Below are 23928 nucleotides of genomic sequence, written 5' to 3' on the forward strand. Positions count from 1 at the left end.
AATATTGTGTGCGACTTGATCGAGATTGCTGATGTGAAAAGTGAAGGAGATTTCTGCCGCAAAGCAAAATCTCGCGTCACGGATTGACGCCAAAATTAAGCGCAGCGTGTGATTGATTTTGCCCGGAAATGCCGATGGCGTTATCCGCTTTTAACGGAAGGCTCCCCTAACCAACCGATTTGCCGCGCCATGCAACCTAATAAACAACATAGGAGGATTCATGCAAATTTCACGGTTTGCCAAGCAGGTATCGACCACGGCCTTAGTAACGGCAGCGGCCTTGGCCGTGTCGCCATCGGCGCAAGCGAATAAAGAACTGGAACAGATGTCCAAGCAAAACACCAATTGGGTGATGCAGACCAAGGATTACGGTTCGACCCATTTCAGCGAAATGATCGACATCAACGCCAACAACGTCAAAAACTTGAAGGTGGCCTGGTCGTTTTCCACCGGCGTCTTAAACGGCCACGAAGGCGGTCCGTTGGTTATTGATGGCATCATGTACGTCCACACGCCATATCCTAACAATGTGTTTGCGATCAGTTTGGACGAGCCGGATAAGATTTTATGGCAGTTCAAGCCCAAGCAAAATCCGGCCGCCCGCGCGGTGGCTTGCTGCGACGTAGTTAACCGTGGTTTAGCTTATGCGCCGGCCGGTAAGGATTATCCGGCTACCATTTTCCTGAACCAATTGGATGGTCATGTGGTGGCGTTAAATGCCAAGACCGGCGAACTGCTGTGGAAAATGGAAAACTCCGATATTGCGATGGGCTCTACGTTGACCGTCGCGCCGTTCGTGGTTAAGGACAAAGTCATTGTCGGCACCTCCGGCGCAGAGTTGGGGGTCCGCGGTTACGCCACCGCTTACAATATTAAGGATGGTAAGCAAGCCTGGCGTGTGTATGCCACCGGTCCTGATGAAGACATTAAATTATCCAAAGACTTCAACAGCGCCAACCCGCATTACGGTCAGTTCGGACTGGGTCTGAAAACCTGGGAAGGCGATGCCTGGAAAATCGGCGGCGGCACCAACTGGGGCTGGTACGCTTACGACAGCGATCTGGAAATGCTGTATTACGGCTCCGGTAATCCGGCACCTTGGAATGAAACCATGCGTCCCGGCGATAACAAATGGACCATGACCATCTGGGGCCGCGACATCAATACCGGTGAAGCCAAATTCGGCTATCAAAAAACCCCGCACGACGAGTGGGACTACGCCGGCGTCAACTACATGGGTCTGTCCGAGCAAATGGTCGACGGCAAAATGACCAAATTGCTGACCCATCCGGATCGTAACGGCTTGGTGTATACACTAAACCGCGAAAACGGCAGTCTGGTTAACGCCTTCAAAATCGACGACACCGTCAACTGGGTGAAAAAAGTCGATCTGAAAACCGGTCTGCCCATCCGCGATCCGGAATATTCCACACACATGGATCACCAAGCCACCGGCATCTGCCCATCGGCCATGGGTTATCACAACCAGGGTATCGAGTCTTACGATCCCAATAAAAAACTGTTCTTCATGGGCACCAACCATATCTGCATGGACTGGGAGCCGTTCATGTTGCCATACCGCGCGGGTCAGTTCTTTGTGGGCGCGACTTTGAACATGTATCCGGGGCCAAAAGGCACTTTGGGCCAAGTCAAAGCCATGAACGCGGTGACCGGCAAAATGGAATGGGAAGTTCAGGAGAAATTCGCAGTGTGGGGGGGAACTACCGCAACCGCCGGCGACTTGGTGTTCTACGGCACTTTGGACGGCTATATCAAAGCTCGTCATTCCAAAACCGGCGAAGAGCTGTGGAAGTTCAAACTGCCTTCCGGCGTTATCGGCCACCCGATTACCTATAAACACAACAACAAGCAATACGTTGCGATTTATTACGGTGTCGGCGGCTGGCCCGGCGTTGGCTTGGTGTTCGACCTGGCCGACCCGACAGCCGGTCTGGGTGCGGTAGGTGCGTTTAAAGAGTTGGCGCACTACACGCAAATGGGCGGCGGCGTGATGGTGTTCGCGCTGTAACTCAGGCGTAGGGTACGCATCACGTACCCTACAACCCAAGAACCCATAATCGTAGGGTGGGCATGTAATGTCCACCTTGTTAGCCGAATCGGTGGGCATTGCATGCCCACCCTACGTTGAACGACATCCATGAAAAGATCGATATTTATTTTTACTGCTTTGGCTTTTGGTATCGCAAATGTGCATGCCGAACAAACAACTTTGAAAGTCTGCACGGCGGAAAACGAAATGCCTTATTCCAATCAAGCCGGTGAAGGCTTCGAAAACAAGCTGGCGCAGTATGTTGCGGAGCAATTGGGGCGAAAGCTGGAAACCGTAGGTTGGACTGACCCGCGCTACTTCATCCGCGATTACCTGGACAAAGGCTTGTGCGACGTAGTGATGGGCGTTGATGCCGGCGATCCGCGCTTGTTGACCACGGCACCGTACTACCGGTCCGGCTATGTCTTTATCAGCCGCGCGAAGGACGGATTTGATCTACAGAACTGGGATAGCCCGGCCTTGAAGCAAGCCAAGCGGATTGCTTTCGCACCGGGTTCGCCCGCCGAAACCATGCTACGGGCCATCGGCCGTTACAACGATATGTTCAATTACCAACAAGAGTTGGCGGGCTTCAAGTCCAAGCGTAACCAGTACGTTAAGTACGACAACGACAAACTGGTCAACGAAGTGGCTTCCGGCAAAGCGGAAATTGCCATCTTGTGGGGGCCGGCGGCGGCCCGCTATGTGAAGGCATCGGCCACGCCGCTGACGATGACGGTTATTCCGGACAACGCCAAGCGTGCCGACGGCGAGAAGGTAGGTTTCCACTACAGCACCTCCATCGGCGTGCGTAAGGACGACAGCGCTTTGCTGGCGCAATTGAACAAAATCATCAAAGACGGGCAGGACAATATCGAAGAGTTGCTGGAAGCGGAAGGCATTCCGTTGCTGGAGCAACCCGAAACCGCCGTGTCCATGAACTAAACAGGAAACCTTGAATGAAATTGAAAACATTTTTGACTGGCGCCGTGCTGTCGATGTCAGCGGTGGCGGCAAGTACTGTCCAGGCCGACATCACCTTGCGCCATGCCTTGACCGGTGAAGCACTGGATTTGAGTTTTGCCAAAAAAGGCGGCAACACCGACAAATTCAAGCAATTCATGCAAACCGGCAAAAACCCTTACAACGGCGATGCCGAAGCGGCAAAAAAAGGCGAGAGTCTTTACATGACGGGTTGCTCGGGCTGCCACGGCCATGAAGCGGAAGGCAAGCTTGGCCCCGGTTTGGCCGACGACTACTGGACTTATCCGCGCGGCCTGAGCGACCAGGGCTTGTTCGAAATCCTGTTCGGCGGTGCCAACGGCATGATGGGTCCGCAATACGTCAACTTCAGCACTGACGACATGCTGCACATCATGGCTTTCTTGCGCAGCATTTACAAAGGCGATCCGAAGAAAGCGGAGTGGTTGAAATAAACGCCCTCACCCTAGCCCTCTCCCGGAGGGAGAGGGAATAAAGCCACTATACAGCTAACTCCAGGCGGCTTGAGTTTGCCTTGGAAGTAGGTATTGAACCCTCTCCCCTGGGGAGAGGGCAGGGTGAGGGTTATCCAACAATTTATTAGGAGATCAACATGAACAAATTAGTAATGTTAGGCGCGGTACTACTGGCTTTGGGCCTGTCCGGCGCGGCAAAAGCTTATGACGGCACCAAATGCAAAGAAGCCGGCAACTGCTGGGAACCGAAACCGGGTTATCCGGCACAAGTGGCGGGTAGCAAATACGATCCGAAACACGATCCCAACGAGCTGAACAAACAAGCGCAGTCGATCAAGGACATGGAAGCCCGCAACGCTAAACGCACCGAGCTCATGGCGAAAACCGGCAAGTTTGTTTACGACGTCGAAGGCCAATAAAGACGGGTTAGGTAAGGGTGCGCATCGCGCTACCTGACAGTTACCCTGAAGATCGAACCCTTAGGACGCCGCCAGGGATGGCGGTAACTAACAACGCGGAGCGAATCGGAGACCAGGGAATGCCCAGGGCAGCGGCACGCTCAACCCATGCAAGCTGTTTAAATACGGCGCGAGTGCAGTAGCGTTTAAGCAGCTTCTAAACGAAACCTCACGGCTCCGGGCCGTTGCTATGCCGGTTAGATCAGTCATCCGCAGCTACAGACTGTTGTCAGCGGTGCGAATTTCTACACTCGGCGGTATTGCAACCCAGCACCGGAGTTTTTTTTGCGGTATTGGCTTTAATCAACAGCGCTCAATTAGCTATGACAAGCAAGCAAACCCTCAGCGACTGGCGCGCCAGTGCGTTGCAGTTGGAACAACAAATCAATCATGTCGTCGTCGGCCAGCAGGCGGCGGTGCGCAATCTACTGATAGCCGTATTCGCCCGTGGCCATGTGTTGCTGGAAGGCCAGGTCGGGGTGGGCAAAACCACCTTATTGCGGGCCATCGCCCAAGGGCTAGGAGGCCACTACCAGCGTATCGAAGGCACCATCGACCTGATGCCGGCCGACTTGATCTATTACACCTATTTAAACAACGAAGGCCGACCCTGCGTCGACCCCGGCCCGTTGTTGAAGCAGGGCGAACAGCTGTCGGTGTTCTTCTTTAACGAAATCAACCGGGCCCGGCCGCAAGTGCATTCGCTGCTGTTGCGGGTGATGGCCGAGCGCAGCATCGGTGCGTTCAACAGCGAATACCGGATGCCGCACATTCAGGTATTTGCCGACCGTAATCGGGTGGAAAAAGAAGAAACCTTTGAATTGCCGGCGGCCGCTCGCGACCGGTTTTTTATGGAAATCAACATTAATACACCCAGTGACGACACCGTGCTGGACGATTTGCTGTTCAATCCGCGTTACCACGATGTCGATGTCTTGATCAGCGAAATGGCCGCCAGCCAGATTCCTTATTATCAGCTCAACGACTGGGCGGTGGCGATTCAGAACAGCATCCAGCCAAGCGCCGCTTTGCGTCAATACGCGTTGGATTTATGGAAAGCCACCGCCGATCCCGGCGCGTTCGGCATCGCTTTAGCCGATGTAAAAATGGACAACCTGCTGCAGGCCGGCGCTAGTCCGCGCGGCATCAGCTATATGATTCGCGCCGCCAAAGTCCGGGCATGGCTGGAAAACCGCGACAGTCTGTTGCCGGAAGATTTGCAGGCGGTTTTCGCCGTGACCATGTCGCACCGGATATTTCTGAACCCGATGTACAGCTATCGCCAAGACGACATTATTCCCGCCTTGATAGACAGCATACTCAATCAAATCGCCGCACCGTAACAGTCATGAACATTAAATCGATTCTGCACGCCATGCTGCCGCATGCCGGCCTCGGCCACCTAGTGGAAACCTATCTCACGTGGTCGGGTGTTGGTTTTATCTGCGCGTTTATCGCCAGTACGCTGGATAAGCATGCCGATGTGCCCTATGCCGCGTATTACACCAGTGCTCTGAACGACGCGGTGGGTTTTAAATTTTGGATTTTGCTGGCGGTCGTCGGCAGCTTGCTGTTTTGCCTGAGCTTGCCAGTGTTATATCTGGCGCTGCACTATCCGGCCTTGACCGGGTTTAGTCGGCGCTTGCGGCGGTTCACTTACACGTTTTTCCTGGTGGCCTTTGATGAAGGCGGTTTGATGATAGGCATTTTGACCGCCAATTTTATCGATACCAGCGAGCGTATCTCGCTGTTGGCGAACAAATCGTTTTTGTTCAGCGATGTCGGCTTTTTCACGATCCTGGCTTTATGCTTGCTTAACTCGCTGCTGTGGCTGTTCGGCGAAGCCATCCATAGCCGCAATGCGCAGTCTTACTCAGGCGTGGCGGCCTTATTGATGAGGGTGCCGTTGAGATTTTCGCTACCCGGCTACCTCGTCGTGACGGCGGTGCTGGCGAATTTGGTTGTCAGTCAATAAGGTACGCGCTAAAACGATGTCGGACACGATAAAGCCTTTCCAATATCGCCTGCCGCGCCCGGCAGTCGGCGTGTTCCCCGGCGCGCATCCTGGGCAAATGGTCGGCAACGGCCAGTTGTTCAAGCGCCATGACACCTTGATTGCCCGTCCGGACCCCAGGCGTATCGATTTACGGGCCAGCTTGCTCGATCCATTCGGCCATTATCAAGTGCGGGTGCAGCAGCAACACAGTGCTATCGACGTGTATTTGCTGGCCGATTTATCCGCTTCCATGCGTTTCGTTGGCGGCTATGACAAGCGCCGTTCGCTGGCCGATATGCTGTTATCGATTGCCGCATCGGCCCTGGAGTATGGCGATAACGTCGGGTTTATTGCTGCTAACCAACGCGTGCTCACCGAGTGCTATGTGCCGGCCGGTAAACACCTGGGCCGCATTCAAGCGATGGCAAAACATCTGGAATACATCGACCTGCAACCAGGCTCGGCCGGCTTGCAGCAAGCGCAACGCTATCTACCCAAGCATCGGGCCTTGGTGTTTTTGGCGTCGGATTTTCATTTTCCGTTGCCGCAGTTGCAGGCCTTTTTACAAAACTTGCGTCGCCATGATGTGGTACCGCTGGTGTTGTGGGACCAAGCCGAATACAGCCGTTTACCGGATTGGGGGCTGTTTCAAGTTCAGGATTTGGAAACCGGCAAGCGCCGCACGCTGTGGCTGCGTCCCGGTTTGAAACGCAAGATAGAACACGCATTTGCGCAGCGCCGGGCGCAATTGCAACAGCATTTTCGCGCCTTGGGCTGTGAGCCGCTGTTTATCGAAAACGGCTACCGCGCAGAGCAGCTGGCGCATTATTTTTTAAGGAGAGCCGGGTGACAGTGGTCGTGAAACGGCTTTTTCGCGGTTCGGCTTGGGCATTCGTCACGCTGCTGCTGGTGGCGTGTGCCGGCACGTCCAACCAAGCACTCCGCGATTTTCAAATGCAAACACCGCGGCCGTTCGGTTATGTGATCGGCGATACCCTACCGCAGCGTATTGTGCTTGAAACCCGCGCCGGCATGGAGTTGGAGCGTAGCAGTCTACCGACGCCGGGCCGCTTGAATCGCTGGTTACAACTGAACGCGGTGACTGTGCAGGAACGGGGCGGCGGTGACGGCAAGCGCTATCAAATCGACCTGCTGTATCAGCAATTTTACGCACCGTTAGAAGTGAAAGCCTTGAGCATACCTGGTTTCACCTTGCGCTTTCAGCAACACGGGCAAACTCTGGAACAGCCGGTCGCGGCCTGGACTTTTACGGCCGCGCCATTGCGGGAACTGGTGGTCAGACAGGATCAACACGGCGAATACCTACGCTCGGACCAAGCGCCGCCGCTGTTAGACGACGCTGTCATTGTCCGGCGCTTATGCATAGCGCTGGCCGTGGTATGCGGGATCGCTTTACGCTTGGCTTGGCTGTACGGTTACCTGCCGGGTCTACCGCAACGCCGGGTGTTTAAGCGCGCGCAGCGGCAACTACAAACGCTTGGGCTGCCACAATTGCCGCAGGCGCTGGGTGCGCTGCATGCCGCTTTTAACGGTTTGCATGGCAAGCCGGTGTTTTTGCACAAATTGACCGAGTTTTATCAAAGCCATCCGGAATACCGCAGCATCGCCGCCGAATTGTCCTGGTTTTTTGATTATTCCAATCGTTACTTCTTCGGTGATGCTTCGACAATGCCGCAAGAACACGATCTGCAAAAAATCAAAACTCTGTGCCTGCATTGCCGGGAAATCGAGCGAGGCAGCCGATGAATTTGGGCTTCGAGTATCCGTGGGTTTTGCTGGGTTTGGGCTTATGCCTGTTGCCAATGTTGAGAATCGGGGCGGTCGCCAATCCTTATCCCTGGCTGGCGATATTGCCTGTCGATCCGCTATCGCTGGCTCTCAGCGCCTTGATTCGCTTGCTGGGGGGCTTAGCGATAGGCGGATTGATCCTGGGCTTGGCCGGGGCTTATCTGCAAGAACAGCAGGTGGAGCGCATCGGCCACGGTGCGCATATCGTCATGCTGCTGGATCGAAGTAACAGCATGGACAATACTTTTGCCGGCAAGACGCCGGAAACCCAGGGCGAGGAATCGAAAGCCAGCGCTGCCCGCCGCTTATTGAATGAGTTTGTGGATCGCCGCGAGCACGATTTGATCGGCATCGCCGAATACAGTACGTCGCCGCTATTCGTGCTGCCGCTGACCGAAAATAAAGCCGCCATTCATGCGGCGATAGACGCCACCGCCTTGCCGGCCTTGGCCTACACCAACGTCAGCAAGGGTTTAAGCATGGCTTTGGAATTCTTCGATAGCCAACCGGTCACCGGCTCGCGAATCGTGTTGTTGGTGTCTGACGGTGCGGCGGTGATCGATCCCGACAGCGAAGCGGCCTTGCGCGAGTTGTTCAAACAGCGTCAAGTCAGTTTGTACTGGGTATTCCTGCGTACCGCCAACAGCCCCGGCTTGTTCGAAATTCCGGACGATCCGCGCGACGACAACGCCCAGGCTATGCCGGAGCGCTATCTGCATCTGTTTTTTAATAGTCTGCATATTCCGTATCAAGCCTACGAAGCCGAAACTCCGGGTGCCTTGCAACAGGCGATAGCCGACATCAACCGCCTGGAAAACCGGCCCTTGCATTATTTCGAACGGATTCCTAAGCAGGATTTATCGACACGCTGTTATGCCTGGGCCACGGCCATGTTGCTGTGTTTGCTGGGTGTGAAACTTTGCGAGGCCAGACCGTGATCCGCACACTAAAACATGGGTTGCTATGGGCCACACTGGCTGTAGCCGTATTAACGACGCTGACGCAACTGCTGCAACTATACGGGCTGGCCGGGCAAAATCGATTGGTCAGTCAGTTGCTGGCCGGCAAGGATGTCGGTGCTGATGAATTGGCGACATCGGCCCCGGAAGTGCGCATGGCTAGGGCGGTGTATCTGAGCCAGCACCAACGCTACGACGAAGCCCTGGCGACACTGAATTTGTTATTGCAACAAACCGGTACTGAAGCACAGGCGTACACCCGTTACAATCTGGGTAATCTGTATTTGCGCCAAGCCATGGAAAAAGCGCAAGCCGGCAAATTCAACGAAGCGATGCCGTTGCTTGGCCTAGCCAAGCAAGCTTATCGGGAAGCCTTGACGCTGGATAATCAGTTTTGGGATGCCAAATACAACCTGGAAGTGGCGATGCGGTTACTGCCGGAGATGGACAGAATCACTAGCGGCGACGATGCCGACGATCTGAGCCAAAAGACTCAGCTGTGGACTACCTTGCCGGGGTTTCCGCGTGGTTTGCCGTAGCGCTACGGCTTTGTTTCCTATCCATAACTTCACTACATGCGCATAACGCCCCATTTCAAGGATTACCGTTTCTGGCTGCTGGCGGCGGCTTTATTGTTCTTGTCGGTGGTGTTTTTCCATCCGCAAAGCCTTGCGCCAGCTGCCTTGTACCGTTTGACATTCATCGTCGATATTACCCGCAGCATGAATACCGAAGATTATCAGCTGGACCGGCAGCCGGTCAGCCGCTTGCAGTTTGTCAAACAAGCGCTACGCCAGGAGTTGTTAAAATTGCCTTGCGGTTCGCAAGTGGGCTTGGGGGTGTTCACCGAACGGCGTTCGACGCTATTGTTCGAACCGATAGAGGTGTGCTCGGGCTTTGCCGACATCGACGCGGCGCTAGCGGCGCTGGATTGGCGCATGGCCTGGGCCGCCGACAGCCGTATCGCCAGTGGCTTATTAAGTACGCTGGAGATGCTGCAAGGTAAAGACCAGACCCTGGTGTTTTTCAGCGACGGCCAGGAAGCACCGCCGCCCAATCCGCGTTATAAACCCGACCTGTCGGCAGTCAAAGATAAGGTAAAAGGTGTTATCGTCGGCGTCGGCGGCGATCAACTGGCGCCTATCCCCAAGTTCGACGCCAAGGGGCAACGCCAGGGTTTTTATAAACCCGAAGACGTGCCGCACCGCTCATCGTTTGGCGAATCGGATTTGAATCCCGAGAAGATCCAGGGCTACGACGCCCGCAACGCGCCGTTCGGCAGCGAAGCGGCCAGCGGCGACGAGCATTTGAGCCGGCTTCATGAAAGCTATCTGCGCCAGCTGGCCGCTGAAAGCGGTTTGCAATATCGGCGGCTGACTGACGCAGACAGCCTGGATCAAGCCTTGCAGCAAGCGGCTTTTGCCAAGTCCGGCACACGCACGGTTGATAGCAGTTGGCGTTATGCCGGTTTGGCCTTGTTGTTCCTGGTGATGGTGTACGTAAAGTAGCTCAATCGCCGGACACCGTATCGACGAGCAGTATCCGCTCACTGTCCAGGCGCAGAGACAAAGTTTTGCAAAGCAAGCTGGTTTCGAAATCCATATAGCGTTCGGACGTAACGATGCGGCCGCGATCATCGCAGTTTTCCAGCGCCAGCAATTGAAAGAAATACGGGCGCCAAGACCAGTTAAAGCCGATTTTGCGCGGATCGGTAAACCATTGATTTTCCTTGAAATTAAAGTCAGGGGAAATCTGGTCGCCCTGGTTGTTGCACAGATAAAAACGAATCACGCCGCTATCGGTAAAATTCCAGCTGACCAGTTCGTTCAGGTTGAAATCGTCTTGCAGGGTTTCGGCTAGCTTGTAGATCAGGGTTTTAGTGGTGTTGATGGCGCTAACTTTCTTTTGCACCTTGGCTAGGGTGTTTTTCAGAAATTTATTGCGTAACGAGGCGATGTGCTGTTCGAATAGCTCTGCCGGCTGAAAATTGGCTTCGGCTTTGGCAAACAAAAACCCCTGCATGAATTGCGCGCCGCAGTTCAAACTGAATAAAAACGCTTCATCCGATTCCACGCCTTCGCAAATGATCCGGCAACCGGTGCGTTTACCCAGACGCGAAATCATATGAATGATGTCGCCGGCGATGCCGCCCTTGGTGGCCAGCTTGAACAGCCGCATGTCGATTTTGATGATGTCGGGTTGAATGGCGATCACCCGTTCCAGTTGCGAGGCGCCGGCGCCGAAATCGCCGATAGCCACGCTCAAGCCGTGTTTGCGGTAGCGCTGCACGATTTGTTTTAATTTCTGCGGATCGACATGCGCGTTGGAAATTTCCACGATGATGCGCCGCCTGTCGATATTCAGCTCGTCCAACATGCGCAACGTGGGCAGCGTATTCAATTGGCGCAGATTTTCTATCCAGGCCGCGGAAATATTCAGTGCCAGATAGCTTTGCGTATCGGCTAAGGCCGAGAATTTTTCCAGGGCTTGCCAGCGCACCTGTCTGTCCAGTTCGATACGGGTTTTGGCATCGACATCGGCTGAAGAGAATAGGGCGCCGGCGGACACGACTTTGCCTTTGCCGTCGTATTGGCGGGCCAGGGCTTCGTAACCGACGATTTTGCCGCTGGCCACCGAAATGATGGGTTGGAAATATGGAAATAACTGTGTTTTAGCTTGCATCGTCCCTTGGGCTATCAATTTAACTGGGTTTGGGTAAAAACTCCTTCAACTCCGCGACGCAGGAACCGCAACCGCTACCGGCGCTCAAACAGGCGCTGATGTCGGCAACGCTTTGCAATTGCTGGGCTTGCACCGCGTGTCTGATGGTTTTTTCGCCGACATTGAAACACGAACAGACGATTCGGCCAATATCGGCTTCACCTTTCGGCGGAAGTCCGCTCAGCAAACTCAGGCGCTCGGCTCGGCTTAGCTGCTTTTTAGCGAATAAACTGCCCAGCCAGCCCGGCTCGGGCAATTCGCAATCCGGGCCGACCAGCAGGCAGGCTTGTAATTCGTGGTCCGGTAAGTAAGCCGTGCGGTAGTGCCCGGCTTGCTGATCGCTGTACTCAAGCCAGCAGCTATCCTCGTCGCGATGCTCGACGGCTGCGAGCAGGCTACGGCTCCATGCCCGCCAGTCCTGCCCGGGATCGGTGGAAGCCAATTCGTAGCGAAAATAATGGTCGCCGCGCACGCTGACTTGATACTCGGCACCAGTGATTTGCAAGGAACGGCGCGACAAAATAGTGGCATACCAACGCGCCGGCCAGGCTTTTATGTTTACCGGCGTTTGCTTGCTTTCCGGTTGCCCGGAATGCGGATCGACCACCGGATTGACCACAGCGCCCATACGGCCATGACTACTGATTAGATCGGTCCAGTGCATAGGCACGAACAGACTGCCGATTTGTTGACCCGGATTGATCTCGACGCGGGCCAGCATAGAGCCCCAACGGCTTTCTATCTGCGTCAGACTGCGCGTGGCTAAACCGAGGCGTTCGGCGTCGGCAGGGTGTATTTCGACGAAGGGTTCCGGGCGATGCGCGTTTAATTTGGCGGCCAGGCTGGTGCGGGTCATCGTGTGCCATTGATCGCGCAAACGGCCGGTATTCAGCGTAAATGGATAATCGGTATCCGGCGCGTTAACCGGCGGACGCGGGGTAATCGGGATGAAGCGGGCTTTACAATTGCTTGTGTAGTACTGGCCGTCAGTAAACATTCTGGCTGCACCTGCGGTTTGCTCGTTGGTGACCGGCCATTGCACCGGTTGCAGCGCGTCGTAGCCTGACCTATCCAAGTGGGCAAAGGCCGATAAATTAAAATCGCGTAACTGATGCTCGGCATCGTTTTCGAAGGCCGACAGCGCGGCGTGTTCACGAAAAATATCGGCGCTGGATTGGTAATTAAACGCGTCGCTAAAACCCATGCGCTGAGCAACTTGGCTGATGATCCACCAGTCGTGTTTGGCTTCGCCGGATGCCGGAAACAAGGGCCGTTGCCGGGAGATGCGTCGTTCCAAGTTGGTGACGGTGCCATCCTTTTCGCTCCAGCCGGTAGCCGGCAGCAGCACGTGAGCCAGCTTGGCGGTATCAGTGTTGGCGATGCAATCGGATACCACCACCAATTCGCATTGTTGCAAGGCACATTTAACTTTGTCGGCATCCGGCATCGAGACCACCGGATTGGTCGCCATGATCCACACGGCCTTGATTTGGCCGGCGGCGATGGCGTCGAACATGGCCACGGCCTTCAAGCCTTGTTTGTCGGCGACTTTGTCACTGCCCCAAAAGCGGCCGACTCTATCGACGTGTTCGGGGTTTTCCAAATCCATATGCGCAGCCAGGGTGTTAGCCAAGCCACCCACCTCGCGGCCGCCCATTGCGTTAGGTTGACCTGTGAAGGAAAAAGGTCCCATGCCCGGCTTGCCGATGCGGCCGGTGGCCAGGTGGCAATTGATGATGGCGTTGCATTTATCCGAACCGGAGCTGGATTGGTTGATGCCTTGCGAATAGACCGTGACGGTTTTTTCGATGCTGGCAAACCAATCGAACAAGGTGGCGACTGCTTCGTTAGTCAAGCCGCAGCCGGCGGCGACTTGCTCGATGCTACCGGCGGTTTTCATCGCCTCGCTTAACGCCAGTTCGAAACCATCGGTATGCGTATCGACATAAGTCCGATCAATCCGGTTGTTTTGCTGTAAATAAGCCAGAATACCGTTGAACAATAGCCCATCCATGCCTGGCTTGACCGGCAGGTGTAAATCGGCAATGTCGCAACTGGCGGTGGCGCGCGGATCGATCACCACGATTTTTAAATTCGGATTGTTTTCCTTGGCCTTGCGGATCCGCTGGAAGGCGATCGGATGGCACCAGGCGGCATTGGAGCCGACCAGTAAAATCAATTCGGCCAGTTCCAGGTCTTCGTAATTGCAGGGCACAGTATCGGCGCCGAAGGCGCGTTTGTAACCGACTACCGCCGACGACATGCACAAACGGGAATTGGTGTCGATATTTGCCGTGCCGATGAAGCCTTTCATCAGCTTATTGGCGACGTAGTAATCCTCGGTCAGCAATTGGCCCGAGACATAAAATGCCACGGCTTCCGGTCCGTGTTGCGCGATAATTGCGTTAAAGCTTTCTGCGACATGGTTCAGCGCGTTATCCCAATCCACACGTTGGCCGTGGATGCTGGGGTAGAGCAGGCGGTTTTCCAGAGACACGGTATCGCCCAGCGTCGCGCCTTTCGAGCAAAGTTTGCCTAAATTGGCCGGGTGATTGCTGTCGCCCTTGATGCTGACCCGGTGCGCCGCGCGGTCTTCTACCGTGGCTTCGATGCCGCAGCCGACGCCGCAATAAGGACAAGTGGTTTTGATGGTGTTCATGTGTCGATGAATTTAAGCCGCGCGTGCTAACGGGATTTGGCCGAACATCAAGCGGTCGCGGATCGCGGAGATTGGGGTTTTGTCTTTAACCAAATTCAGATACCAGGCGCTGTCGCTGGTGTCCCCGTACAAAATAACGCCGACGACGATGTCACCGCGCAGCACGATTTTTTTATAGATGCCCAGCCCGTGATCGATCAGTTGCAAAATCTGACATTCGCCGTCGCCTTCGAAATCGCCCACCGAAAATAAATCAATGCCGGTGACTTTCAGCATGGTGGCGGACGATAAGGTTTTAAATTGGCTGTCGGCTTTGCCGGCCAGCTGTTGCGCGCAAACTTTAGCCTGTTCGTAGACCGGTGCGACCAAACCGAATAGTTCGCCCCGGTGTTGCACGCATTCGCCGACCGAGAATATCGCCGGGTCGCTGCTGCGCATGCGGTCGTCGACCACAATACCATGCTGGCAATCCAGGCCAATGCGTTTAGCCAGACTGATATTAGGCTTGATGCCGGTGGACATGATCAGCATGTCGGCCGGTAAGACCTCGCCGTTACTCAGTTCTACCGCGCTGATATGCCTGTCCCGGCTGTCTACACGTTGGATAGTCGTGCCGAGATGAAACTGTATACCTTTATCCGCCAATTGCCGCTGTAAAAACGCCGCTGCCTTACGATCCAATTGCCGGTTCAGCAAATGGTCGGCACGATTGATGACGCTGACTTGCATACCGCGTTGCAACAAGCCGTTGGCGGCTTCAAGACCCAGTAAACCGCCGCCCAGAATCACCGCATGGCGTTTGCTGGCGGCTTTTTCTATCATGGTTTCCACGTCGGCGATGTCTCTAAAGCCCAATACGCCCTCGACGTCGCGGCCGGGTATATCCAGCATCAACGGCAAAGAGCCGGTAGCGATTAGCAGTTTGTCGTAAAACGCGCAGGTGCCGTCGTGGGCAATTACACAGCGACGTTCGCGGTCGACATTCACAACCGCTTTGTCCGGTCCGCAATACAAGGTCACCCGATTTTTCAGATACCAATCAAAATCGTGAATCATGATGTCGGCAACGCTTTTCGCGCCGAACAGCACCGGCGTCAGCATGATGCGATTGTAATTGCCGTGCGGTTCCGCGCCGAACACGGTGATGTCGTAGCGATCCGGTACGGTTTGAATCAATTCGTCAACGGTGCGCATGCCGGCCATGCCGTTGCCTATCACTACCAATTTGAGTTTCATGATGTTGTCGGTGGTTATTGCGAAGATCGGTGGGAAATCAGACGCAAACTGTTCAAAACAGTTTGCGTCGCTGTTGCCTAGAAGCTGACGTTGCCTTGCATCCAAATCACTTGGGTGTCAGGGAACGCCGGGTGATTGGAATTAAAATCTGCGTATTTGGCCAACAAGGAATAATGTTTACCAAATTTTTTCAGCGCCGAGAAATCCCATTCCGTGCCAAATTTGACTCCACCAGTATCGTCGGAGAAATCATGAAATACGCCAGTTACGATCAGACTGTCGTTCATCGCCTTGTAACTGGCGGTGGCGAATACGTCGCGGATACCTTGGCCCATGGCTCGGGTGGCGGGGGAATCGGCGCCGACCGGATTGATGAACAGGTCAGCCCAGCCTTGGAAAGCGTGGTTGGTGCCTAGTGGCGTGTTAAATGTTTTATTTAGACCATAGCCATTCAACTGTTCCATGGCGCCTTGCAAGGTGACGTTGAACGCAGTCAATCCGCCCATCAAATTGATACGATCAGCTTGGTAATGATTGGGATTGTCGCCATAATCGGACTGCTTGCCCCATTCAGCGGTGTACAGGAAATTGACGGTATCCCAAAACTGCGGCGATTTACCGTCGAAACGCAAGCCGTAGGTTTGCGAAGATTTAAAGTAGTTGGCACGTTCCCGATAGTCCAGCCAATAGCCGTAGCCGATCAGGTTGCCCCAATCGCCGACTTTATAATTCAAATTCAAGATCGGTGCGTTGATGTTATCGGTTTCCCCGAAAATGTTTTGCACGTGATCCAAATAGCCGACGTTTGCCGTCAGCCCGAACAAGGTCTGATTGTTGTGCGTGATCAGAATCGAATCATAGGTCATTTCCATCTGCCGCCAACCGACGTTACCGATAAAACGGTCGTCATCCAACTTGATGCGCTGCCGACCAACTTTGATCAGGGTGTCGGCGATACCTTTGTAGCTTAACCAGAATTGATTGAGTTCGTTGCGCGCCGGATCGGCGATAACGGCATAGTTGCGGTCACGGTTCGTGGTAGTGCCGGCGCGGTCGTAGTCTGCTTGCGCCGCGTAGAGGCCTTCGTATTCCGCGTAACCTTGAAAATCGTGAAAAACCGGAGTCAGGAAACCCAGCCGCAGGCGCACCGTATTGGCGTTGGCGGTTTCCACAGGCTGGCCGCCCATATTGGCGGGTTTACGGACAGAGTTGTCTTTATCGACATTCTCCCAGCGGTAGTTCAAATCCATTTTTACTGCGCCGTTACTGCCGTAATGGTAGAAATTTAAGGCGTCTTCCACTTCTTTGGTAATGTCGGCGGCGGCCGGCAGGCTGAAGAAGGTTAGTGATAATAGTGTCACCGGTAACTTGCCGGTTGGACGTTTGAGTGTTTGCGGCATAAGGCCCCCTAGGGAAACAAGCAGTTATAAATTAATGGGTGTGATCGCATTCGGACAGGAAGGTCAGCAGGCTCTCCCGGTATTTGTAGTAATCGGGATGCTCCAGTAGGGCCTTGCGGGTGCGTGGGCGCGGCAGGTCGATTTCTTGAATTTTGCCGATTTTGGCATGCGGGCCGTTGGTCATCATCACCACACGGTCGGCCAACAGAATGGCTTCGTCGACATCGTGCGTCACCACAATTGCGGTGACGTGGGTGCGCTCCCAAACCTCCATCAACACTTCCTGCAACTCCCAACGGGTCAACGAGTCCAGCATACCGAACGGTTCGTCGAGCAGTAGCAATTTTGGCGACAGGGCAAAGGCGCGGGCGATGCCGACGCGTTGGCGCATACCGTTGGACATGTCCCCGGCTTTTTTGAACATCGAATCGGCCAGGCCGACCCGTGTCAGGTAGTATTCGACGATGTCCTCGCGTTCGTCTTGCGAGGCATGTGGGTACACTTTATCGACGCCCAACATCACGTTTTGGAAGGCGGTCAGCCAGGGAAACAGGCTGGGAGCCTGAAACACCACGCCGCGATCAGGGCCGGCGCCGTTGATTTCCCGGTTATCCAAAATAATGCCGCCTTCGGAAATTTCGTTCAGACCGGCGGTCATCGACAACACCGTGGATTTACCGCAACCGGAGTGGCCGATGATGGAAATGAATTCGCCTTTTTTCATTTTCAGGTCAAAGCCGTCAACCACTTTCACGGTGCTGTTGCCGTCCGGGGTGGGGTAGATTTTGGAAAGATTGGCAAACTCCAGATAACGGGCCTTGCCCAAATCGCGAGTGCTGGGTTTCAGTGCCGAGGTGTCGAGCTTCCAATCGTTGCTGGTATTGGGACGTACATCGGGAAGTTTGAGCTTGTCGCCAGCGTCGGCTTGCGCCTTTTCCATGCCGATATTCATCAGATAGCGGGTGATTTCGGCGCGCAGGCGTTTGAATTCCTCGTTATGGTTCAGCGCGGTTCGGTCGCGCGGCCGCTCCAGATTGACCGTAAACGCCGGGCCGAAGCTGGCATCCGGGCCGGGATTGAGTGGAATAACCCGGTCGGCCATGTAAATGGCTTCGTCCACGTCGTTGGTAATCAAAATGACGGTCTTTTTATCCTGTTCCCAGATTTGCAGGATTTCGTCTTGCAAGTTGCCGCGAGTCAGCGCGTCCAGGGCGCTGAGCGGTTCGTCGAGCAGCAAAATATCCGGGTTGGCGGCCAACGCCCGGGCGACATTGACGCGTTGGCGCATGCCGCCGGAGAGTTCAGCAGGCTTTTTATCCATCGCCCGGCCCAGATTCACCATCTTTACGTATTTCTCGGTATGCGCACGGCGTTGCTCCGACGTACAATCTTTGAAGATCGCATCCACCGCCAGAGCCACGTTTTCGTAAACCGTTAGCCAAGGCATCAAGGAATAGTTTTGAAATACCACGCCGCGATCCGGTCCCGGTTCGGTGATGGCTTGGCCTTGTTTCAATAGTTCGCCGCTATCGGCATGGATAAGACCGGCAATCATCGAGATCAACGTGGTTTTGCCGCTACCGGAAAAACCGACGATAGCAATGAACTCGCCTTCGCGAATGTCCAGATTAATGTCTCTGAGGATGGAGGTTTTATCTTTGCCTTCTCCGTAGGATTTACAGACATTTTTTAACTCTACTAGCGGCTTATACGCATCGTTGGCGGGAACGGAAGACATGGCGGATTGTTTGTGCATGGAAAGTTCGATGATTTTGGCTTGGGCGGCGCTCATGACGGTATCCTCAGATTTTTTGGAACGAGAACAGGTTTTGTAACGAGTGCATTACCCGGTCGAGAATGAAACCGATAATACCGATGGTAAATACTGCCACCATGATTCTGCTCAAGGAATTGGAACTGCCGTTTTGGAATTCGTCCCAGACGAATTTGCCTAAACCGGGGTTTTGCGCCAGCATCTCGGCAGCGATCAAAACCATCCAGCCCACCCCCAAGGATAGGCGCATCCCGGTAAAGATATAAGGCAAAGCCGAGGGCAGAATGATGCGTTTGATTTGCGTGGCCCAATCCAGTCTTAACACTTTGCCGACGTTGACCAAGTCGCGGTCTATCGATGACACGCCGACGGCGGTGTTGATCAGCGTCGGCCACAAGGAACATAAAGTCACGGTGATGGCCGAGGTGACAAACGATTTGGCAAACCAGGAATCGTCGTCGGTAACATACATGGCACTCACCACCAAGGTGACGATGGGCAGCCAGGCCAACGGGGATACCGGTTTGAAGATTTGGATCAGCGGGTTAAATGCGGTATTCAGCACCGGGCTCATGCCGCAGATGATGCCTAGCGGCACGGCGATCAGCGTGGCGATGATAAAGCCGGCAAACACGGTGCGCAGGCTGGTAAAAATTTGGTCTAGATAAGTCGGTTTGCCGGTGTAGGGGCGGGGCTTGATTTCTGCTTTGGGGTCTTCGGCCAGTTTTTCTTTATTCCGCAATTCCTGGCGTTGATAAAACTCGGCCATTTTGGTTTTTTCAGCATAGTGTTCAGTTACCAGGCCGCTGACTTCCGACCAGACCGCGACCGGGCCGGGAATAGCGCCCAAGCTAGTGTTGATCCGCGCGGCGGTGACGCTCCAAAACCCCAAAAACAAGATGAAAGCGATGATGGGCACGCCCATGACCAGCCATAACTGGCGCATTTGTTGGGCTGGGTTTTCACCGGCGGCGATTTTGACTAAGGGTACGAACCAGGTCAGGCCGGTGATGTTGAAAAATTTGATCAGTGTATTAGTCATGTCTTTACTCGCTTGTCTTAATGGTGTCGGTAAAAAGGATGCGTCCTTGCATCAACATACGATCCTTGTGTAGAGCACCCACCAGAGTTTCTTAGTCGACAATCTTGCCGCCGGAGACGGTTTGCTTGCCTTTCAAGCCAATAGCAAACTTGGCCAGGTAATCGTTAGGTTTGTTGGCATCGAACGGAATTTTGTCGATGAAAAAGTTTTGCGACGGCTTGATGCTGGTGTCGGCAGGGAAGTCTTCGGCTTTGGCTTTACCCTCGGCGACCAGTTCTTTTGCGGCAGCCAGATAGATGTCAGGGCGATAAACTTTTTTCGCGGTTTCCATATACCAGTTGTCGGGTTTGTATTCGTTGATCATGCCCCAGCGGCGTAATTGGGTCAGATACCAGATCGCACTGCTGTAGGAGGGATAGCTGGCACCGTGACGGAAGAAGGTGTTGAAGTCGGGCAGGGAGCGTTTGTCGCCTTTTTCGTATTCAAAAGTACCGTTCATGCTGGCCGCCAACACGTCAACATCGGCACCGACATATTGTTTTTGCGACAGCATTTCGATGGCTTCTTTACGGTTTTTGTTGTTTTCGGCATCCAGCCACATCGCAGCGCGTATTAAGGCTTTAGTGACGGCTAAATACGTATTCGGATATTTTTCCGCCCAGGCTTGGGTGACGCCGAAGACTTTTTCCGGGGTGTCTTTCCAGAGTTCGTCGTCGGTGATTACCGGTACGCCGATGCCTTTAAACACCGCTTGTTGGTTCCAGGGTTCGCCGACGCAGTAGCCGAAAATAGTCCCGGATTCCAATGTGGCCGGCATTTGCGGCGGCGGGGTTACCGCCAATAAGGCGTCGGCATTAATTTGGCCGGATGTGTCTTGGGGTGGCGCGTAAAAACCGGGGTTAATGCCACCGGCGGCCAGCCAATAGCGCAGTTTGACGTTGTGGCTACCGGGTGGAAAGGTCATGGCCATGTTGAATGGCTTGCCTTCTGCTTTATATTTATCCACTACCGGCTTCAAGGCGTCGGCTTTGATGGGGTGTACAGGCTTGCCGCCTTCCATCGGCACGTTGGCTTTCATTTGTTTCCAGATGTCGTTGGATACGGTAATCGCGCTACCGTTGTAGCCCATGCTGAAAGCGGTGACGATGTCTGCTTTAGTACCGTAGCCAATGCTGGAACCTAAGGGGGCAGGCGCCAGCATGTGCGAACCATCCAATTCACCGTTCACCACGCGATCCATGACTACTTTCCAATTGGCTTGCGCTTCCAGTTGTACGAACAGGCCTTCTTCCTCAAAAAAGCCTTTTTCAGCTGCTACGGCCAGCGGTGCCATGTCGGTCAGTTTAATGAAGCCGAATTTCAAGTCTTCCTTTTCCAGTTTGCCGGCGGCGAAACTGTGGTTGGAAAAGCCCAGTACCGCCAGTGCGACGACCGAGCTTAGCGCGGCGGCTAGTGTCTTGGGGGTGAATATGCTGTTCTGTTTCATATCGTTTCCTGTCAATTGAGAAAAATTGGCCAAAAAAAAGGCGTCTATGCCCGACTTGCTTGCAAGCCGGACAGTAGACGCCTTTGTCTTTGGTGCTCAACAGTGAGCGGGGTTTTGGTTTACCACTCCTACACTGGAGTATTGCTTGTTACTAAGCAATGCTGATGCCAGTTTAATGAGTCTTGTAATGGATTTTTATAAATAACGTTTATAAACAGTGCTTTACGTCAGTTTTCTGCAAGCCTCAATTTGGAGGAATTAGCAGGTTCATCTCTGCGCGCATAAAAAACGATGCACTCTATTGATTCGGAAGTGCTTTTTTTGCACATGCGTGGTGCGCACCGTAATGGGGAGCCTCAGCGAGACATGCGGAAGAATTAGCGGTGTTGCCGAGGATCGCGAGTGCGGAAAGCTCGGCGCTGTGTTTGAAGAGCTTGCCGGTTCGCTCCAGGGGTTTTTGGACGTCATGGCTTCATGGGGAACGCCCTCGGCGTGATGGGTGGGCATTTTGTTAGGCATAAAAGCCTGTCGAAGTGCGCACCAGACCGGGCTTCGACGAGTACAGCCCGAACAGCATGCCAGTGATAAATAGGGCCGGGTTAATAGGTGCACGAGCAAAGCAAATTGATACAATCGGTGGCAATGATTCCCGCCATCTATGAAACAGAGTAGGATGCAGCGAGTTTTATGTTGACGGGTCTATCGAATTTAAGCCGGGGCGGATTATGAAATACATCGTAAAACAAATTGCCGATGACTTTATCTTTGACGAAATGGAACAGGCCAGGAAGCAGTTTGTCGAGGCGCTGAATTATACGATGGAAAGCGCCACGATCTTCTTCGATAAAAATCCCACCAATCCGCTGGATTTTTTTATTGCCTACGATTTTCAGCAAAAGCACGGCGATCCGGTGGTGTACGGGTTTAATTTACGGGATGAACTGATCCGGATTTTCAATTTGGCCGACAACAAAACCCATTCGTCTGCATTGGCCTTGGCAATCAGCCAGCAGTTGAAAAAACTGGCTGAGGAACTTGAAGAGCGTTATGACCCGGAACCCACCAAGACCATCGCCGAAACGCAAGAAAAAAAAGACACGCAGTACGCCAGCAGCATCAATCGGTCTTATCGCGAGGTGCTCAGAGAAGCCATAGAAAAAGACCGGGCCGAGCAATTGCGGAAAACCGAGTCAGAGGCCGCGGCAGCAGACGATGGCTACCAACGCCATACCATTTTATTGGGCAGTAAGAGTGCGGCTAAATCGTAAACCTAGCGACTGTCGGCGGTTAATTTGTTTATTTAGGACGCTAGTTAGGTAGGCACATTCTTTTATGTCGGTTTCAAGACGGAATCAGCCGTATGAAATGTTTGCAAACCTCGCGGCGGATGCGTCTATTGGCGCATCCGCTGAGTTAATGCCCGAATTAAAACCTGTTTAAGCAGCGTTCCGCGATTTCTCATACCGCTTACGCCATCGTATCCGACAGCATTAGCCAATCGGCTGGTAGTAATGACCTTATACCGACAACATCCAGCCGTTTGCGTAAAAAATCTCAAACTCCCGGAACAGCACAAAGAATCTGCCGAATTTGATTTTGCCTGTCCCGGTTTCATTAAGGTCGGCGACGGTGCCGTCGCCATACCAGTTACTGTGGATCACATCGCCGATTTGTATTTTTTCGTAGGTTTTCATGACGCGCCCCTGGTTATTTAATGACAAGGATTACGCAGCATAAAAAATGCCAAAACTATCGAATTAAACGGGGTTTGATGCAGCGGATCGCCAAGCCTTGTAGGCTGTGGCCTGAGCACTGAAAACGTGATAGGGGCGGATACAGAAAAGCCGGGTTCCAACTGCAATCGTTACGGAAAATCGTCACCGATACGATATTTAGTAGCTTATTGGCCCCACGCCGCTTTCAGCCGTAAGATTTCCGGCATTATCTCTATAAACAAGGCCAGCAGGCGTGGATCGAAGTGACTGCCGGCCATGCTTTGCATCGATTTTAAAGTCTCTTCCAGCGGCCACGGTTCTTTGTAAGGACGTTTAGTGGTCAAGGCATCGAACACATCGGCAATCGCCACGATTCTGGCCGACTCGGGAATCGTTTCGCCGGCCAAGCCCAGCGGGTAGCCGCTGCCGTCCCATTTTTCGTGATGATGGCGGGCAATTTCCGCAGCCATTTTAAATACCGGATTGTCGCTTTTATTCAGGATGTCGTAGCCAATTTGCGAATGCGATTGCATGATGGGCCATTCCTCTTCGTTCAATGCTCTCGCCGCCTTAAGAATGCCGTGCGGAATGCCGATTTTGCCCGTGTCGTGGGTGGGGGCGGCCAATTCCATCATCGCCACTTGCGATGGCGACCAGCCGGCGGCGCGGGCCAATGCCGCCGAATAAGCCGCCATGCGCCAGATGTGGTCGCCTGTGTAAGGATCGTTATAGTGGCCGGCGTCACCGAGCATTTCGATAGCAGCGCGGGCAAGTTGGTCCAATTCATCTACTCGTACCAGCGATAAATGGGTTTGCACCCGCCGCAGCACGATGGGGCCGGATACTGGTTTTTGAATGTAATCAACCGCGCCGACATCGAAACCGCGCGCCTCGTTTTCCATTTCTCCCATCGCGGTAACGAAAATCACCGGGATTTTCGCGGTCAGCGGATCGGCTTTTAACTGCGTACATACTTGGTAGCCGTCCATATTCGGCATCATGATGTCCAGCAGAATGATGTCAGGTTGATGTTCCCGGGCGGCCGCCAGGGCTTTTTCGCCGTTGATGGCAAACAGAAGTTGAAAACGGTCCTTGAGGATTTGCTGAAGCACTTTCAAATTGTTCGGTTCGTCGTCGACCAGCAATACTTTGTAGCTGTCTTTCAT

21 protein-coding genes are annotated in these 23928 nt (G+C 53.8%); 12 read left to right on the forward strand and 9 right to left on the reverse strand.

Annotated elements, in window-relative coordinates; translation table 11 throughout:
* Positions 1–220 precede the first annotated feature (220 nt).
* The 11 genes from G006_RS0100135 to G006_RS0100185 all read left to right on the forward strand — a co-directional run bounded on the left by G006_RS0100135 (position 221) and on the right by G006_RS0100185 (position 10237).
* The gene (locus G006_RS0100135) at positions 221–2029 is read left to right on the forward strand and encodes a methanol/ethanol family PQQ-dependent dehydrogenase (protein ID WP_020481117.1); all 1809 of its coding nucleotides are present in this window, start codon (positions 221–223) and stop codon (positions 2027–2029) included.
* 129 nt (positions 2030–2158) lie between these two features.
* Positions 2159–2995: a methanol oxidation system protein MoxJ gene (gene moxJ / locus G006_RS0100140; protein WP_020481118.1), complete on the forward strand. Its 837-nt coding sequence runs from the start codon at positions 2159–2161 to the stop codon at positions 2993–2995.
* A 14-nt stretch (positions 2996–3009) separates the two neighbouring features.
* On the forward strand, positions 3010–3486 hold the full coding sequence (gene moxG, locus G006_RS0100145; RefSeq protein ID WP_020481119.1) for a cytochrome c(L), periplasmic: 477 nt from the start codon (positions 3010–3012) through the stop codon (positions 3484–3486).
* 158 nt (positions 3487–3644) lie between these two features.
* Complete coding sequence (locus G006_RS0100150) at positions 3645–3926, forward strand: methanol dehydrogenase (RefSeq protein WP_020481120.1); 282 nt, start codon at positions 3645–3647, stop codon at positions 3924–3926.
* Positions 3927–4288: 362 nt separating this feature from the next.
* Positions 4289–5308: an AAA family ATPase gene (locus G006_RS0100155; RefSeq protein ID WP_026146734.1), complete on the forward strand. Its 1020-nt coding sequence runs from the start codon at positions 4289–4291 to the stop codon at positions 5306–5308.
* Positions 5309–5313: 5 nt separating this feature from the next.
* Positions 5314–5940, forward strand: a complete 627-nt coding sequence (locus G006_RS0100160; protein WP_020481122.1) for a hypothetical protein — start codon at positions 5314–5316, stop codon at positions 5938–5940.
* A 16-nt stretch (positions 5941–5956) separates the two neighbouring features.
* Positions 5957–6811 carry a DUF58 domain-containing protein gene (locus G006_RS0100165; RefSeq protein WP_026146735.1) on the forward strand — a complete coding sequence of 285 codons (855 nt, stop codon included), beginning with the start codon at positions 5957–5959 and terminating at the stop codon, positions 6809–6811.
* Positions 6808–7728 carry a hypothetical protein gene (locus G006_RS0100170; protein WP_020481124.1) on the forward strand — a complete coding sequence of 307 codons (921 nt, stop codon included), beginning with the start codon at positions 6808–6810 and terminating at the stop codon, positions 7726–7728. The genes G006_RS0100165 and G006_RS0100170 overlap by 4 nt, the downstream gene beginning before the upstream one ends.
* A complete protein-coding gene (locus tag G006_RS0100175; RefSeq protein WP_020481125.1) occupies positions 7725–8708 on the forward strand; it encodes a vWA domain-containing protein in 984 nt (327 codons plus the stop codon). The genes G006_RS0100170 and G006_RS0100175 overlap by 4 nt, the downstream gene beginning before the upstream one ends.
* On the forward strand, positions 8705–9268 hold the full coding sequence (locus G006_RS0100180) for a hypothetical protein (protein ID WP_020481126.1): 564 nt from the start codon (positions 8705–8707) through the stop codon (positions 9266–9268). Before G006_RS0100175 ends, G006_RS0100180 begins: the two co-directional genes overlap by 4 nt.
* A 36-nt stretch (positions 9269–9304) precedes the next feature.
* Positions 9305–10237, forward strand: a complete 933-nt coding sequence (locus G006_RS0100185) for a VWA domain-containing protein (RefSeq protein ID WP_020481127.1) — start codon at positions 9305–9307, stop codon at positions 10235–10237.
* Between the two features lies 1 nt (position 10238).
* On the opposite strand, the gene G006_RS0100190 is transcribed toward G006_RS0100185, so the two are convergent.
* From G006_RS0100190 to G006_RS0100220, 7 genes are all read right to left on the reverse strand, one after another.
* A complete protein-coding gene (locus G006_RS0100190) occupies positions 10239–11411 on the reverse strand; it encodes an EAL domain-containing protein (RefSeq protein ID WP_020481128.1) in 1173 nt (390 codons plus the stop codon).
* A gap of 19 nt (positions 11412–11430) precedes the next feature.
* Positions 11431–14109: a nitrate reductase gene (locus tag G006_RS0100195; RefSeq protein WP_020481129.1), complete on the reverse strand. Its 2679-nt coding sequence runs from the start codon at positions 14107–14109 to the stop codon at positions 11431–11433.
* Between the two features lie 12 nt (positions 14110–14121).
* Positions 14122–15345: an NAD(P)/FAD-dependent oxidoreductase gene (locus G006_RS24545; RefSeq protein ID WP_020481130.1), complete on the reverse strand. Its 1224-nt coding sequence runs from the start codon at positions 15343–15345 to the stop codon at positions 14122–14124.
* A gap of 77 nt (positions 15346–15422) precedes the next feature.
* Positions 15423–16745 carry an alginate export family protein gene (locus G006_RS0100205; protein WP_020481131.1) on the reverse strand — a complete coding sequence of 441 codons (1323 nt, stop codon included), beginning with the start codon at positions 16743–16745 and terminating at the stop codon, positions 15423–15425.
* Between the two features lie 31 nt (positions 16746–16776).
* A complete protein-coding gene (locus G006_RS0100210) occupies positions 16777–18537 on the reverse strand; it encodes a nitrate ABC transporter ATP-binding protein (RefSeq protein WP_020481132.1) in 1761 nt (586 codons plus the stop codon).
* Positions 18538–18547: 10 nt separating this feature from the next.
* Positions 18548–19561: an ABC transporter permease gene (locus G006_RS0100215; RefSeq protein ID WP_020481133.1), complete on the reverse strand. Its 1014-nt coding sequence runs from the start codon at positions 19559–19561 to the stop codon at positions 18548–18550.
* A 91-nt stretch (positions 19562–19652) separates the two neighbouring features.
* A complete protein-coding gene (locus G006_RS0100220) occupies positions 19653–21047 on the reverse strand; it encodes a CmpA/NrtA family ABC transporter substrate-binding protein (RefSeq protein ID WP_020481134.1) in 1395 nt (464 codons plus the stop codon).
* A gap of 725 nt (positions 21048–21772) precedes the next feature.
* Between G006_RS0100220 and G006_RS0100230 the strand changes: the two genes are divergently transcribed.
* Positions 21773–22315, forward strand: coding sequence for a hypothetical protein (locus G006_RS0100230; RefSeq protein ID WP_020481136.1), 543 nt, complete (start codon positions 21773–21775; stop codon positions 22313–22315).
* 249 nt (positions 22316–22564) lie between these two features.
* On the opposite strand, the gene G006_RS28560 is transcribed toward G006_RS0100230, so the two are convergent.
* Both G006_RS28560 and G006_RS0100240 read right to left on the reverse strand, forming a co-directional pair.
* The gene (locus G006_RS28560) at positions 22565–22741 is read right to left on the reverse strand and encodes a hypothetical protein (RefSeq protein WP_020481137.1); all 177 of its coding nucleotides are present in this window, start codon (positions 22739–22741) and stop codon (positions 22565–22567) included.
* A 206-nt stretch (positions 22742–22947) separates the two neighbouring features.
* Positions 22948–23928: a response regulator gene (locus tag G006_RS0100240; protein WP_020481138.1), complete on the reverse strand. Its 981-nt coding sequence runs from the start codon at positions 23926–23928 to the stop codon at positions 22948–22950.

It is taken from the genome of Methylomonas sp. MK1, assembly GCF_000365425.1.
Classification (GTDB): Bacteria; Pseudomonadota; Gammaproteobacteria; order Methylococcales; family Methylomonadaceae; genus Methylomonas.

Bases quoted from the DNA above. Each gene is read 5' to 3' on its own strand.
- G006_RS0100135 (WP_020481117.1), top strand. From the start codon at position 221: ATGCAAATTTCACGGTTTGCCAAGCAGGTATCGACCACGGCCTTAGTA.
- moxJ (WP_020481118.1), top strand. From the start codon at position 2,159: ATGAAAAGATCGATATTTATTTTTACTGCTTTGGCTTTTGGTATCGCA.
- moxG (WP_020481119.1), top strand. From the start codon at position 3,010: ATGAAATTGAAAACATTTTTGACTGGCGCCGTGCTGTCGATGTCAGCG.
- G006_RS0100150 (WP_020481120.1), top strand. From the start codon at position 3,645: ATGAACAAATTAGTAATGTTAGGCGCGGTACTACTGGCTTTGGGCCTG.
- G006_RS0100155 (WP_026146734.1), top strand. From the start codon at position 4,289: ATGACAAGCAAGCAAACCCTCAGCGACTGGCGCGCCAGTGCGTTGCAG.
- G006_RS0100160 (WP_020481122.1), top strand. From the start codon at position 5,314: ATGAACATTAAATCGATTCTGCACGCCATGCTGCCGCATGCCGGCCTC.
- G006_RS0100165 (WP_026146735.1), top strand. From the start codon at position 5,957: ATGTCGGACACGATAAAGCCTTTCCAATATCGCCTGCCGCGCCCGGCA.
- G006_RS0100175 (WP_020481125.1), top strand. From the start codon at position 7,725: ATGAATTTGGGCTTCGAGTATCCGTGGGTTTTGCTGGGTTTGGGCTTA.
- G006_RS0100185 (WP_020481127.1), top strand. From the start codon at position 9,305: ATGCGCATAACGCCCCATTTCAAGGATTACCGTTTCTGGCTGCTGGCG.
- G006_RS0100190 (WP_020481128.1), bottom strand. From the start codon at position 11,411: ATGCAAGCTAAAACACAGTTATTTCCATATTTCCAACCCATCATTTCG.
- G006_RS0100195 (WP_020481129.1), bottom strand. From the start codon at position 14,109: ATGAACACCATCAAAACCACTTGTCCTTATTGCGGCGTCGGCTGCGGC.
- G006_RS24545 (WP_020481130.1), bottom strand. From the start codon at position 15,345: ATGAAACTCAAATTGGTAGTGATAGGCAACGGCATGGCCGGCATGCGC.
- G006_RS0100205 (WP_020481131.1), bottom strand. From the start codon at position 16,745: ATGCCGCAAACACTCAAACGTCCAACCGGCAAGTTACCGGTGACACTA.
- G006_RS0100210 (WP_020481132.1), bottom strand. From the start codon at position 18,537: ATGAGCGCCGCCCAAGCCAAAATCATCGAACTTTCCATGCACAAACAA.
- G006_RS0100215 (WP_020481133.1), bottom strand. From the start codon at position 19,561: ATGACTAATACACTGATCAAATTTTTCAACATCACCGGCCTGACCTGG.
- G006_RS0100220 (WP_020481134.1), bottom strand. From the start codon at position 21,047: ATGAAACAGAACAGCATATTCACCCCCAAGACACTAGCCGCCGCGCTA.
- G006_RS0100230 (WP_020481136.1), top strand. From the start codon at position 21,773: ATGAAATACATCGTAAAACAAATTGCCGATGACTTTATCTTTGACGAA.
- G006_RS28560 (WP_020481137.1), bottom strand. From the start codon at position 22,741: ATGAAAACCTACGAAAAAATACAAATCGGCGATGTGATCCACAGTAAC.
- G006_RS0100240 (WP_020481138.1), bottom strand. From the start codon at position 23,928: ATGAAAGACAGCTACAAAGTATTGCTGGTCGACGACGAACCGAACAAT.